The following is an 11,908-nucleotide window of genomic DNA, read 5'->3' as shown; positions in this document are numbered from 1 at the left end:
CGTGGACACGCCCCCGCACGTTAGTGCTTTACGACGAGATCCTCGATGCGGTGACCCTCTTCAACGGGATCTGGGTTGACTGGGGCCGGGGCGGTGCCGTCACCGAATGGGCTGCCACCAAGGGCCTCACGGCCGTGCGGCTGGAGCAGGCCGGAGAGCTCCGGGCCCTTCGGGACAATCCCTAAAGGATTGAGATCGCGGTGGACCTCGTAGTAATGGCGCTTGATATCGACGAAGTCAGTGGTGTCGCCGAAGCCCGGAGTTTGGAAGAGATCACGCAGGTAGTTGTAAAGAACCGGCATCTCGGAGATCTTGCTCCGGTTGCACTTGAAGTGGCCGTGGTAGACGGCATCGAAGCGGATCAGGGTCGTGTAAAGGCGAATGTCGGCCTCAGTGATGTGGTCGCCCATGAGGTAACGGCGGGTCTCTAAGCGCTCAGAAACCTTGTCTAGGGCACTGAACAGTCGGTCGTAGGCCTTGTCGTAGGACTCCTGCGAGCCTGCGAAACCGCAGCGATAGACGCCGTTGTTGATCTCGGTGTAGATGAACTGCATGAGCTCATCCATTTCCTCGCGCATCTCCACCGGGTAAAGATTCGGGGCGCCTTCGCGGTGGAACTCGGTCCACTCGGTAATGAAGTCCAAGGTAATCCAGGGGAAGTCATTGGTCACGACCTCGCCCGACTCGATCTCGACGATGGCCGGAACAGTAATGCCACGCTGGTAGTCCGGGAAACGCTTGAGGAATGCCTCCTGGAGGCGTTCGTAGCCTAGTACTTCGTCACGGCCACCTGGTCCCTTGTCGAATGTCCAGGAGCGGGCATCGTGAACTGGCCCTGGAATTCCGACTGAAATTGCATCTTCCAGGCCGAGCAGCCTGCGAACGATAAGCGTGCGATGCGCCCATGGGCACGCGCGAGCCGCGATGAGGCGGTAGTGACCGGCTTCAACGGGCCACGTCTTAATTCCGTCGCCTACCTCGCGACCGTTCTTAACAATGCGGTCGTTGATATAGCGGGTGTCGCGGTTAAAGTCCTTACCCTCCTGCGAGTACACACCGCCTGTGGAGTGGGAGGAATCCTCTACGTGATTAGCGTTATCTACCTGTTTGGCTTCGTCCTTTGTTGTCATGTCACCAATCATATGGGTAGAGAGACGGGCTGTCAACGGCAGTAAGGGCAGCCAGAGCCACCAAAATCGACAAGGCCACCAGGACATTAGGGCCCTTAGGGCCAATAGGACGGCTTGCGCTTCGCCAGCAGCCCGTTACTGTGCAGCAAGCCACTTCTGGTGAAGCGCAAGCCCGCTTTAGGCAACAGCGGCGCCACCTTTATGGCCCAAAGCCCCAACACCAGGACCAAAAATGCAGCAAGCCCCCAAGCCGCCGCTATAAGAACAAGGCCGAGCAGGTGCCCGTCGTAAAGCAAAGAAGGCACGAAAAAGCCCCAGCGAGGAAAACCTCGCCGGGGCGATTTCTCAAAGGGACGTGTAAGCCCTTAGCGGCCTAGCTTAGTTGCCAGCCAGCTTCTCGCGCAGAGCAGCGAGCTGCTCGTCGGAAGCCAGGGTGCCGCCTGCGTTGTCTGCAGCCGGTGCGGCCGGAGCAGCCGGGGCTGCCTCGCCGGACTCGGAAGAGTAGTTCGAAGCGGTCTCTGCAGCCTCGGCAGCTGCAGCGCGGTGACGCTCGATCTGGGCAGCGTGCAGCTGGTGGTGACGCTCTGCCTCTGCGTAGCGAGCCTCCCACTCGGCGCGCTGAGTCTCGAAGCCCTCCATCCACTCGTTGGTCTCCGGGTCGAAGCCCTCCGGGAAGATGTAGTTGCCCTGCTCGTCGTAGGAGTCGCCCATGCCGTACTTGGTCGGGTCGAACTCTTCGGTGAAGTCCTCGTCAGCCTGCTTGAGGGACAGGGAGATACGACGACGCTCGAGGTCGATGTCGATGACCTTGACCATGACCTGCTCGTCGACGGAGACAATCTGGTCCGGAACGTCGATGTGGCGGGAAGCCAGCTCGGAGATGTGAACCAGGCCCTCGATGCCCTCCTCGACGCGGACGAACGCACCGAACGGAACCAGCTTGGTGACCTTGCCCGGAACAATCTGGCCGATTGCGTGAGTGCGGGCGAAGACGCGCCACGGATCTTCCTGAGTAGCCTTCAGGGACAGGGAAACGCGCTCGCGGTTCAGGTCGACCTCGAGAACCTCGACGGTGACCTCGTCGCCAACCTGGACGACCTCGGACGGGTGGTCGATGTGCTTCCAGGACAGCTCGGAAACGTGAACCAGGCCGTCAACACCGCCGAGATCGACGAATGCGCCGAAGTTGACGATGGAGGAAACGACACCCTTGCGGACCTGGCCCTTCTGCAGCTGGTGCAGGAACTCAGAGCGAACCTCAGACTGGGTCTGCTCGAGCCATGCACGGCGGGACAGAACGACGTTGTTGCGGTTCTTGTCGAGCTCGATGATCTTGGCCTCGATCTCCTGGCCGATGTACGGCTGGAGGTCGCGGACACGACGCATCTCGACGAGGGAAGCCGGCAGGAAGCCGCGCAGGCCGATGTCGAGGATCAGGCCGCCCTTGACGACCTCGATGACGGTACCGGTAACCGGTTCGTCGTTCTCCTTGAGCTGCTCGATGGTGCCCCAAGCACGCTCGTACTGAGCGCGCTTCTTGGACAGGATGAGGCGGCCTTCCTTGTCTTCCTTGGTCAGGACCAGCGCGTCGATCTCATCGCCAACTTCGACCACTTCGTCAGGGTCGACATCGTGCTTGATGGACAGTTCGCGGGAAGGAATGACACCTTCAGTCTTGTAGCCGATGTCGAGAAGAACCTCGTCGCGGTCAACCTTAACGACGGTGCCTTCAACGATGTCACCATCGTTGAAGTACTTCATCGTCGAGTCGACAGCGGCCAGGAAATCCTCAGCGGTGCCAATGTCGTTGATGGCAACCTGAGGGACGTTAGAAGTGGACATATAAGATGTGCTCCGAAGCGGATAGAAATCGAAAAACGGACAATTTCGGCCTTGCCCCTCAAAGAAACCCCTGGACAACCGGGCCAAATCCGCTTTCGGCGAATCTCACCATTGGCAATTAGTTAACCCGATGTCCATGAAGCTCGAGGCTGCAAAGTCGGCACGCTAATGCATACCTAGCGAACAATACCGATTTGAGCTGCGACATTCAAGTCCGCAACACATCCGCGGCAAGCCCGCATCAAGTCCGCCGACCAGCACTACGGCCCGACCTTCGCACCACTAATGCGCAGCAGTATCCCAGTTCACACCAGCACCGATGGAAACATCCAACGGCACCAGCAATTCAGCCGCCGAGTCCATCTCGCGATGCAACAGCTCCTTGATGGCTCCCTCTTCCCCATCTGCAACTTCAACAACCAGTTCGTCATGAACCTGCAGGAGGACACGTGAGCGCAACCCGCCCCGTCGTAAAGCATCGTCGACCCGGAGCATCGCAATCTTAATAATGTCTGCCGCCGACCCCTGAATCGGCGAGTTCAATGCCGCACGTTCCGCGTTATCGCGAGCGATGCGGTTGTCGGCGTTGAGTTCCGGCAGGTAGCGACGACGATCGAACATCGTGGCCGTAAAGCCGTCCTTGCGCGCCCGCTCAACAACCTTGTGCAGGTAATCGCGCACGCCGCCGAAGCGCTCGAAGTAGTCCTCCATGAGCTTCTTCGCCTCGCGCTGCGGAATGTCGAGCTGCTGCGCCAGACCAAAAGCACTCAGACCATAAGCCAGACCGTAACTCATCGCCTTCACACGACGACGCAGCTCGGGCGTAACCTCATCGATGCCGACACCGAAAACCTTCGAACCAACGTAGTTGTGCAGGTCCTCGCCCTGTCGGTAGGCCTCAATCAGCCCCGGATCCTGCGACAGGTGCGCCATCACGCGCATCTCAATCTGCGAGTAGTCCGCGGTGATCAGCTGCTCATAGCCATCGCCGACCACGAACGCCTCACGAATCCGTCGCCCGAACTCCGTGCGCACCGGGATGTTCTGCAGATTCGGCTCCGTCGACGACAGACGCCCCGTCGCCGCGACCGTCTGATTAAAAGTCGTATGAATACGGCCATCATCAGCGACAGCCTTAATCAGCCCCTCCACGGTCGACTTCATCTTCTGCGACTCGCGAAACTTCAGCAGGTAATCCAGGAACGGATGCGGGTTGACCTTCGCCAGCCCCTCAATCTCCTTCGCCGCCGTGGAATAGCCAGTCTTCGTCTTCTTTGTCCTGGGCATCCCCAGCTGGTCAAACAGGACCTCTTGCAACTGCTTCGGCGATCCGAGATTCAACTCAGGCTTATCGACGAGGTTGCGAGCCTCACTCTCCGCTTCATCGGTAGCCGCCTGCGCCTGCTTTCGGAGCTCCTCGAGCGCATCAACATCGACAGCGATACCGGCACGCTCCATCCGACCCAGCACTGGGGCGAGCGGGACTTCCAGGTCGGCGTACACGCTGTAGAGCCCGGCCTCGTCGAGTTCGACAGCCAATCGCTCAGCCAGGTCGATGACGGCGGCGACATAGGAAGCGTCTTCGGCCGGGCCATCGAGCAGGGTCATTTGGCCATCGGCCTGCGAAAGAGTCTGGCCCAGGTGACGCTGGACGACGTTGTCCAAGCTGTAGCTGCGCTGGCTTGGGCGCAGCAGATACGCAGCCAGGAAGGTGTCGTGGATGACCCCGGCCAGCTCGAAGTCGTAGTTCCAGAGTGCATGCATGGCCGTTTTAGAGTCATGCACCAGCTTCGGATGGTCGCCAGCGAGCCACTCGCGCAGTGCGTCGGCATCTTCGGCGGAAAGATCACCCAAGTCGCGAGAAACAGCCTGGCCGGGGGTCCTGCCCTTCTCATCTGCGGAGCCAATCATCAGGGTGTGCTCCCCGACCTGCAACGCGGCCGGCTCGTGCAGATTATCGAGCCAGGCAGCCAGGGCGCCGTCGTCAAGCGAAACAGCCTCGAGCTTTGTCGCACTGTCGCTGGTGGAGGCGGTGACGCCCGCGCCTTCGATGGAAAGGGTGCGGAAGACGCGTTCGCGAAGGTTGTCGCCGAATTCAAGGCGGTCGAAGAAGTCGATGATGCCCTGGGCGCCGGCGGGACGGAGCTCGAGCTCGTTCGGACCATACGGCAAGGGCAGGTCCTTGACCATTTCGGTGATGTCGCGGTTCAGCTGGACGTTTGCGACGCGCTCGCGGAAGTTATCGCCGACTTTGCCGCGGATTTCGTCAGCGTGGTCGATGAGGTTTGCCAGCGTGCCGTACTGAACGATCCACTTCGTCGCGGTCTTCTCCCCGACACCCGGAATGCCCGGGAGATTGTCAGAGGGGTCGCCACGGAGAGCCGCGAAGTCCGGGTACTGAGTTGGCGTCAGACCGTACTTCTTCTCGATAGCAGCAGGCGTGAAGCGATGCAGCGTGGTGACGCCGCGCATTGGATAAAGCACCGTCGTGGTGTCGTTGACCAACTGGAACGAGTCACGGTCACCAGTGACGATGAGCGTTTCGAAACCCTCGGGCTTGGCTTGGGTAGCCAACGTCGCGATAATGTCGTCGGCCTCGTAGTTGTCCTTTTCCAGCGTGACGATGCCCATCTCTTTCAGCACCTGCTGAATAAGCGGCACCTGACCACGGAATTCCTCAGGAGTCTTCTCACGCTGAGCCTTATACTCCGGGAAGATCTCGTTGCGGAACGTCTCGCGGGCGACGTCGAAGGCGACCGCCACGTGCGTGGGCTTTTCCTCGCTGAGGATATTGGACAGCATAGAAAGGAAGCCGTACACCGCGTTCGTTGTCTGACCACCGGTGGTTGAGAAATTATCCACCGGAAGGGCAAAGAACGCGCGGAAGGCCATGGAATGACCGTCGATAAGCATGAGGGTCTTCTTCATGACATCCCAGTGTAGGAAAATATTGAACAGCGTAGGAAAACTGAGATGCGCGCTGAGGAATCGCGAGCTGCGGAGGATGAGCTGTTGGCCGGTCAGCTTCAGTGAACAATAATTACGGTAATCAGGCTGCATTTTGAAACGGATTCAGCAGCCCCTTAGTCCACCTGAACAGTGATTCGCAAGAGTGAGCCTCTCGAGCGTCGCTTGGCACCTGGTTTCAGTTTCCGAAATGCTGTAATCCAACTTTAATATTCGCCTTATTTTCCTGGAGTTTTTCCATATTTTCCAGCGATTGTTCAACAGCATGCACGGAACCTGCCCCAAATGAGGCACCTAGAAATTACCCCCTCTTTGAGGTGGCCGCGAAAACATATCACCACGTCCTGCGCATGCCTCTGAAATCAATTGGCGTAGTTACGCTTTCATGGCTTTAGACTCTTCAGCATGAGTGAGTTCGATTCGACCGATTTCCAACGGAGCGCCCAGTCCACCCGCGAGCGCATCATCGCGGCTGCAGCTCGGCACTTCGCGCGCAAGCCTTTGCGAAGCGTGCCGCTGAAGGAAATTGCCAGCGATGCGGGCGTTAGCGCGCCGCTCATCATCAAGTACTTCGGCTCCAAAGAAGGTCTCATGGCCGAACTGATTGACTTCAGCCAGTTCAAAGGCACACTCAGCCGAGCTCCCTTCAATGAACTTGGCCAGCGGATGGCCAGCGCTATTTTGACTGGTCAAGGAATGGCCGGACAGTCCATGATTCCACTGATTGTCGGATCCCTCGACTCCGAGGAAACCGCAAAAGTCATTGCCGAGCGGTTCAATGAAGCTGTTGCAGATGACCTAATTCGCCGCGTCGAAGCGGACGGACCGGAAGACGTTAGCTACGACACTGCTGTGCACCGCAGCCAGATGGCTATTTCCCTCTGCGTCGGATACCTAGTTCTTTCCGACACCGGCCTAATCGATGAGGCCAACGCGCCGAGGATTTCGGTTGAGGCCCTGGGCAGCTGCCTGCAGCAAATCATCGAACACGGCTAAGAACCGAGCACGGCTAAGAAAGCAGCTCCACTGCCCACCGCCTACTGCCCCCCCCCCCACTGCCACCGACTACTCCTGCGTAACTCACTGAATCAGCAGCGCCACCCCAGGCGCTGCTTTTTTGTTTTGTGTCTTTAATCGCACCCCGAAGCTACTAATACACACACGGAAATACGCTTCTTCTCAGGTGGAAGACATACAATGGCCTGCGATGTCTACTGAAAATACGAGCGCTCCTGGCGCAGAGTCGACCACGCTGCCGACCACGAGCCCCTACTCTGAAATCCCGAAGCCGACCCCGCTGGGTGTCATCGCCAACGCAGTTCGCGGTGGCCTCATTGGTCTCGCCGAGACGATTCCGGGGGTCTCCGGCGGCACCCTTGCGCTGATCACGGGCATCTACGGACGCCTGATTGAATCGGCAAAGCGCATCACCGACCTGCCGCGGGCAACTTCGAAGGGCACCTTCAAGGAGGACCTTCGCAGAATCGACTGGTGGCTGCTCATCCCGGTGGCTATCGGCATGGTTGCCGTGGTCTTCTCCATGGCAGGCATCATGGAGAACTTCGTCACCAACCAACCAGTCGCTTCCCGAGCACTGTTCATGGGCATGATCGCCGCCTCGATCACCATGCCGCTGAACGAGCTACAGCCAGGCGCTCTGCGTCAGCCGGGCATGCGCGGCAAGGCCATCGCAGTCTTCCTGTTCTTCAGCATCGCCCTGTTCGCGCTGACCTCCCTCCCCCAGGCCGCACCGACGCAGCCGCCTCTCTGGCTCGTACTCATCGCCGCCTCGATTGCCGTGTGCGCACTGGTTCTGCCGGGCGTTTCGGGCTCTTTCTTCCTGCTGGTCATCGGACTCTACGCACCGACCATGGGCGCAATTCACGACCGTGACTTCGCCTACATCGGCACGTTCTTCGTCGGCGCGCTGATTGGCATCGTCCTGTTCATCCGCCTCCTCGAATGGCTGCTGAGTACGCACCAGGCGCTCACGTTGGTCGCCATGTCCGGCCTCATGCTCGGTTCACTGCGCGCTCTCTGGCCGTGGCAGACCGAAAACAACGAGCTCCAGGGCATCGGCTCCGACTGGGGACTCGCCCTCGGACTGTTCATTCTCGGCGCCGCAATCGTCAGCGTCGTCGCTTATGCGCAGCGCCGTTTTTCTAATTCGGGGTCGATGGACTAAACTAGTCAAAGTCGCTTCGATAGAGCATTTTCGCTTATCGACGGCTTTGCGCCCCTGTAGCCCAATTGGCAGAGGCAACGGATTCAAAACCCGTCCAGTGTGAGTTCGAGTCTCACCGGGGGCACGATTTTAAAACCCGCTTTCACTAGGCTTTTAGCCTGGTGGGAGCGGGTTTTACTTGTCTGAGTATTCACTATCTTTCACTCTTTTTCACGCACTTTCACGGGTATTTTGCACCAAAAATGCACCACGAACGCACCACACAATTGCGCCGTAAAGCAGCAGGATTCACAATCCCAAGAGTTCGGCTGTGAAATCGCACTTTTCGAAAACAGTATCGTTGCCCCAACCCGCCCTGTAGGCATGAAAAAAAACGCCCCGCTGGCGAACCGTTCGGAAATCCCGAACAACTCAAACCAGCGGGGCAAAGATTCTTGATTTAAGTCTCGGTCGGTGGATTCCGGGCTGTCGGCAACGCCTGCGAATCCCCCACGATCCCGGTTAGTCTCGCCAAATCCGGCTGCGGTGCGGCACCCTCCGCACCACAACGCGCCCAATCAATGAACTCGCGTAGCCAATCAATCGCATCCGTGAGACCACGGCGAAGCAAATGCGTCCGGTCCTCCTCCACACGAAGCATCGCCTCCGTGTCCCGCAGGCGACTCTCGACACTATCGAGCCGGTCCTCAAGCTTCTTAATCCGATTGTCCTGGCTCTGCAGCAGCGTTCCGTTGAACGTCACCGAAGACTCTTCTTTACGGCCCTTCCAGCCAATCCACGCCACGATAATGCCAACCACAGCACCCGGAATCGAATTAATGAGACTTCCCCAGTTGATCTCCATACGCAACCTCCCCACGGGAGCGGTTTCGCCCCATCACTGTGGCAGACGCAGCCGCAGTAATAGCCAACAGCAGATAATTCTTCGCGCTCACCCACATTCGTGACCCGTCGTGGATCGCGTCAATCGCATACGAGCTCGCCCACATTGTCAGCAACGCGCCGCAGATTGCAATGCCTGCGGTTCTGCTGACTCTGCCAAGGGCTGCCCACTTCCCTTTCGGCGGGGTAGCCGCACCAATAGCCAGAAGCAGCGATGCGGCCGCCCATGCCAACGCCGGACTACCGGCCGGCAGCGCCGCCTCAACTGGTGTGAGCGCGGTCACCGAATGCCCGTAGTAGCCGTAACTGGTGGCTGCAGCGTAGACTGCCCAGACTGTGGCGATCAGGCGCGGGTTGAACAGTTTTTCCGTCACCGCGCCAGCTCCTACTCGCCCAGCCGGTGCTCACCGACATACTCGCCAGGGTTAGTGGTCGCTGCGGCGGTTCCCAGGCCGAGAACCGGGGCGATAACCGCCAGTAGCGCATCCATCTGCACTTCGCTGCCCCAGCCGAGGTACACGCCAAGGACACCGAGCGCTGCGGCGAGGCCGTAGACGGCCTGACGCCACGGCGTGTCAGAGTGCAGCAGGGCGAAGACAAGGGTGACGGTTGCGATGATGACGCCGGTGATTGCTGGCGCTGCGGTGTCGTCCAGGACACCCCAGGACACGAGCGCTGCGACGAGCGCTGACGCTACCGCGTACCAGGTGGCACGAGCGGACGCTGGGATGAAATTACGAATGGTTTCCATGATGGTTTCCTCCTAGTTGTTTCAAACAACTCCGAACAACTGTTTAGCGTTTGTGCTGGTAGACGTTGTTTCAGAGTTGTTTTGGGTAAAAGAAAAGCACCCCGGTGGGGTGCTTACTTGTTCTGTTCTTTCAGCAACGCCAGAATCTCCGCGTTCTGCTTCTCGATGCGTTCCGTAGCAGCAAGAACCTGGTCAATCTGATGCCGCCCCTCATACACGCCACGGTCGATGTACATGATGTAATCCGCCAACGGCGCAACATGCTTAGAGCCTGCAACATGTGACTTACACGGGGTATCCAACGTCATCGGAGCCTTCGGAGCCGGTGTAGGCGGAACCGACACAGCCGGGGCTGATTTACCCTCATTGATTTCCTTTGCCCGCTTCAGAACCACGTCATATGGGAAGTGGTAGCCGGGATCCCAATGTGTGGTGTTGCCCCATACCTGTGCTTCGAGGTGCCCGGCGACACCGTGCTTGCCTGCGCCGAGTTCCTGGCGTGAGAGCTTCACCAGCGGGATGCCGTACTTCTTCGACCAATGCGCGATACCCCTGGCGACACCTTCCAGCATTTTCGGTTGGGCGAGCCATTGCTCGCGGGTCATTTTCGCTTGCGCCACACACGACACATGCAACGCGATGTCATTTCCCTTATTGCCCGTTGACCACGTTTGCCAATCATCCGTATTGGCGAGCGTAATTTTTCCAGTCGCATCTACGAGTCGGTGATACGAACCTGTGCGCGTGCGCACCTGGTAGTCCAGGATTGTCTGCGAGGACGTGCCCGGAGCGTTCTCCGTAGTGTGAACTATGATTCGTTTCTTCGGCAATGGTGTTGACCTGCCGAATGTAATCAGATGGTGCTTGTCAATATCAACGGCGTTATCAGCCATGATGTCTCCTTACGGTTATTTTTTGTGGTGGTTTTTAGTTCCAGTCGTAGACCACGACGAGGCCGCCGACGCCGCCGGTTCCGCCTGTGCTTCCCTGGGAGCCTGGTTTGCCGGGGTATCCATTGGTGTCCTGAGTCTCTCCGCCAGCGCCGCCTGCTCCTCCTGAGCCACCGGCACCTCCGACACCACCGGCACCGACTTTGAGTACGGCGCTCGGTGTGTCTGTTGGCTGTAGTTGGCCACTGGTCGAGGTGAACTCCGCGAGTTGTGATTCGGTTCCGGCTGCCCCTGGTTTTCCTGGGAGACCGCGTTCACCTGCTGACCCGGGCCGAGGGCTGAACCAAAATCCGCCGCCTCCTGCGCCTCCTGCGCCGCCGGCGCCGCCTGCTCCACCGGCGCCGCCTTGGCCGACGGTCAATGTGGCGTTTTCAGGCATGCCGTCAATGACGAGGCATAAACCGCGGCTACCTGGCCCGCCCATCTCTCCGGTTTCACCCCGGCGCCCGGTTGCGCCTTGCGCTTTCTCCATGCCGTGCTGGCCGCCTTGGCCGCCTTGGCCTCCCTGGCCGCCTGTACCGCCCTGACCGCCACCGACCAGATAACCGATGGTTGTGCCACCAGGGTCCATGTGGCGGCGCTTCCACGACTGGGACATAGTGAAGATGTCAACAATGCGGTTGCTTGAAAGTAGCTCGCGGAATTTCGTTCCACCGTGCAGGCCGTTCAACGGGTAACACGCCGAGCTGTTAATACTGACCGTCATCTGGTCGCCACTAAACATCTGCTCGGGCAGCTTCAAACCATGAGAGTTACCGCGCCCGTCTAGCTTGTTTCCATCAGCATCAAACAAATCGAGCCAGTACCCGTACCAGTGGCGAGATGACTTCACACCCATCCACACCCACGGGGCATCTTCGCAGGTATACGAAAAGTCAGTCACAGTACCACGAGTTGCGGTTGATTCCACGCGCACCTGACGGCCACGACGCGACACTCTCAGCGCCACCCGGCCACCATCAGCCCATGTGACGCTGCCACCGTCAGCAAGGCACACCATGAACTCAACAAATGATCTATCCGGCACAGACAGTGTGACGCTGGTCTTCCCGGACTTAGGTGGATCTGCGAGGCTCTTATCGAGCAAATTGTTGCGGTAATACGCCCGCACGGCCTGATTCCCTAGCAGCCAGTCGCCAACCTCCGGGGTAGTCGGCCACACTTTCCGGCTACCAAGCCACAAAGCCTTAACCGGCCTGCC

General features: G+C 59.0%; 11 protein-coding genes and 1 tRNA gene. 3 read left to right on the top strand and 9 right to left on the bottom strand.

Features of this window, described 5'->3' with window-relative positions:
• Positions 1 to 20: 20 nt before the first annotated feature.
• The 4 genes from HMPREF3130_RS06975 to polA form a co-directional block, all read right to left on the bottom strand.
• A complete protein-coding gene (locus tag HMPREF3130_RS06975; RefSeq protein ID WP_070429620.1) occupies positions 21 to 1,142 on the bottom strand; it encodes a glutathione S-transferase family protein in 1,122 nt (373 codons plus the stop codon).
• Between the two features lie 83 nt (positions 1,143 to 1,225).
• Positions 1,226 to 1,435, bottom strand: coding sequence for a hypothetical protein (locus HMPREF3130_RS06970; protein ID WP_070429619.1), 210 nt, complete (start codon positions 1,433 to 1,435; stop codon positions 1,226 to 1,228).
• Positions 1,436 to 1,508: 73 nt separating this feature from the next.
• Positions 1,509 to 2,972, bottom strand: coding sequence for a 30S ribosomal protein S1 (gene rpsA, locus HMPREF3130_RS06965; RefSeq protein WP_005510285.1), 1,464 nt, complete (start codon positions 2,970 to 2,972; stop codon positions 1,509 to 1,511).
• A 282-nt stretch (positions 2,973 to 3,254) separates the two neighbouring features.
• The gene (polA, locus tag HMPREF3130_RS06960) at positions 3,255 to 5,885 is read right to left on the bottom strand and encodes a DNA polymerase I (protein ID WP_070429643.1); all 2,631 of its coding nucleotides are present in this window, start codon (positions 5,883 to 5,885) and stop codon (positions 3,255 to 3,257) included.
• Positions 5,886 to 6,344: 459 nt separating this feature from the next.
• On the opposite strand from polA, the gene HMPREF3130_RS06955 reads away from it, so the two are divergent.
• The 3 genes from HMPREF3130_RS06955 to HMPREF3130_RS06945 all read left to right on the top strand — a co-directional run bounded on the left by HMPREF3130_RS06955 (position 6,345) and on the right by HMPREF3130_RS06945 (position 8,248).
• A complete protein-coding gene (locus HMPREF3130_RS06955) occupies positions 6,345 to 6,935 on the top strand; it encodes a TetR/AcrR family transcriptional regulator (RefSeq protein WP_049190009.1) in 591 nt (196 codons plus the stop codon).
• Positions 6,936 to 7,146: 211 nt separating this feature from the next.
• Complete coding sequence (locus tag HMPREF3130_RS06950; protein WP_049190011.1) at positions 7,147 to 8,124, top strand: DUF368 domain-containing protein; 978 nt, start codon at positions 7,147 to 7,149, stop codon at positions 8,122 to 8,124.
• A 50-nt stretch (positions 8,125 to 8,174) separates the two neighbouring features.
• Positions 8,175 to 8,248: transfer RNA gene (locus tag HMPREF3130_RS06945), tRNA-Leu, on the top strand.
• Positions 8,249 to 8,563: 315 nt separating this feature from the next.
• On the opposite strand, the gene HMPREF3130_RS06940 is transcribed toward HMPREF3130_RS06945, so the two are convergent.
• The 5 genes from HMPREF3130_RS06940 to HMPREF3130_RS11570 form a co-directional block, all read right to left on the bottom strand.
• Complete coding sequence (locus HMPREF3130_RS06940) at positions 8,564 to 8,968, bottom strand: hypothetical protein (RefSeq protein WP_070429618.1); 405 nt, start codon at positions 8,966 to 8,968, stop codon at positions 8,564 to 8,566.
• Positions 8,940 to 9,380, bottom strand: a complete 441-nt coding sequence (locus HMPREF3130_RS06935) for a hypothetical protein (RefSeq protein ID WP_070429617.1) — start codon at positions 9,378 to 9,380, stop codon at positions 8,940 to 8,942. The genes HMPREF3130_RS06940 and HMPREF3130_RS06935 overlap by 29 nt, the downstream gene beginning before the upstream one ends.
• Positions 9,381 to 9,391: 11 nt before the next feature.
• A complete protein-coding gene (locus HMPREF3130_RS06930; RefSeq protein ID WP_053412701.1) occupies positions 9,392 to 9,757 on the bottom strand; it encodes a phage holin in 366 nt (121 codons plus the stop codon).
• A gap of 113 nt (positions 9,758 to 9,870) precedes the next feature.
• Positions 9,871 to 10,650, bottom strand: a complete 780-nt coding sequence (locus HMPREF3130_RS06925) for an N-acetylmuramoyl-L-alanine amidase (protein ID WP_070429616.1) — start codon at positions 10,648 to 10,650, stop codon at positions 9,871 to 9,873.
• A gap of 34 nt (positions 10,651 to 10,684) precedes the next feature.
• Entirely contained in the window at positions 10,685 to 11,869 is a 1,185-nt protein-coding gene (locus HMPREF3130_RS11570) for a hypothetical protein (RefSeq protein WP_070606480.1), read from the bottom strand.
• Positions 11,870 to 11,908: the final 39 nt, after the last annotated feature.

It is taken from the genome of Corynebacterium sp. HMSC14B06 (assembly GCF_001807075.1).
GTDB classification, from domain to species: Bacteria; Actinomycetota; Actinomycetes; order Mycobacteriales; family Mycobacteriaceae; genus Corynebacterium; species Corynebacterium jeikeium_D.
Note: the sequence above shows the minus strand (reverse complement) of the source record. Positions and strands in the feature narration are given on the sequence as shown.

What these genes read in the sequence shown, in the direction of transcription:
- HMPREF3130_RS06975 (WP_070429620.1), bottom strand. Translation starts at nt 1,142, where the DNA reads ATGATTGGTGACATGACAACAAAGGACGAAGCCAAACAGGTAGATAAC.
- HMPREF3130_RS06955 (WP_049190009.1), top strand. Translation starts at nt 6,345, where the DNA reads ATGAGTGAGTTCGATTCGACCGATTTCCAACGGAGCGCCCAGTCCACC.
- polA (WP_070429643.1), bottom strand. Translation starts at nt 5,885, where the DNA reads ATGCTTATCGACGGTCATTCCATGGCCTTCCGCGCGTTCTTTGCCCTT.
- HMPREF3130_RS06940 (WP_070429618.1), bottom strand. Translation starts at nt 8,968, where the DNA reads ATGGAGATCAACTGGGGAAGTCTCATTAATTCGATTCCGGGTGCTGTG.
- rpsA (WP_005510285.1), bottom strand. Translation starts at nt 2,972, where the DNA reads ATGTCCACTTCTAACGTCCCTCAGGTTGCCATCAACGACATTGGCACC.
- HMPREF3130_RS06950 (WP_049190011.1), top strand. Translation starts at nt 7,147, where the DNA reads ATGTCTACTGAAAATACGAGCGCTCCTGGCGCAGAGTCGACCACGCTG.
- HMPREF3130_RS06925 (WP_070429616.1), bottom strand. Translation starts at nt 10,650, where the DNA reads ATGGCTGATAACGCCGTTGATATTGACAAGCACCATCTGATTACATTC.
- HMPREF3130_RS06930 (WP_053412701.1), bottom strand. Translation starts at nt 9,757, where the DNA reads ATGGAAACCATTCGTAATTTCATCCCAGCGTCCGCTCGTGCCACCTGG.